Here is a 428-nt window from a genome sequence, read left to right as displayed (position 1 = left end):
ACGCCGGCCTCCTTGCACCTGTCGGCAAACCAGTTACCCAACCCCTTGACCGTGTGGGGCTTGCCGAAGCTCGTCTCAAGGAACGTCATGGTGCCCAGCGTGCCGGCGTCCTTGGCGTCCTGCAGGACCGTCTCGAGCTGCGGCAGGATCGGGATGACGAGGTCGACCGGGTCCTTGTTCCGGTTCTTGTGCTGGCGGAAGGCCAGCCAGCGGCCGGCATGGATCTGCCGCAGCTTGGGCGCGACGTGGCGCGGCTTTCGGATATGCTGCCTGCCGAACTTGGCGACGTCGCTGATGCGCTGGCCCAGCAGCAGGAACAGCATCAGGGCCAGATGCGCCTTGGTGCCGGCGGCGTGCCGCTCGACGAAAAGCTCGATCTCCGGAACGCTCCAGGTGTGGTGGCCCGTCGTTTTCGGCCGCCTCAGGAG

General features: G+C 66.6%; 1 protein-coding gene. It reads right to left on the bottom strand.

Going from position 1 to position 428, the window contains the following annotated elements; all coding sequences use genetic code 11:
• A partial coding sequence (locus tag AACY52_RS31770; RefSeq protein ID WP_339561621.1) for a hypothetical protein occupies positions 1-428 on the bottom strand: 428 nt, incomplete at both ends.

The sequence above is a fragment of the Pseudomonas sp. EA_65y_Pfl1_P113 genome (genome assembly GCF_963970525.1).
GTDB lineage: Bacteria > Pseudomonadota > Gammaproteobacteria > Pseudomonadales > Pseudomonadaceae > Aquipseudomonas > Aquipseudomonas tritici.
The sequence above is the reverse complement of the archived record's forward strand: the minus strand, read 5'-3'. Positions and strand labels throughout refer to the sequence as shown.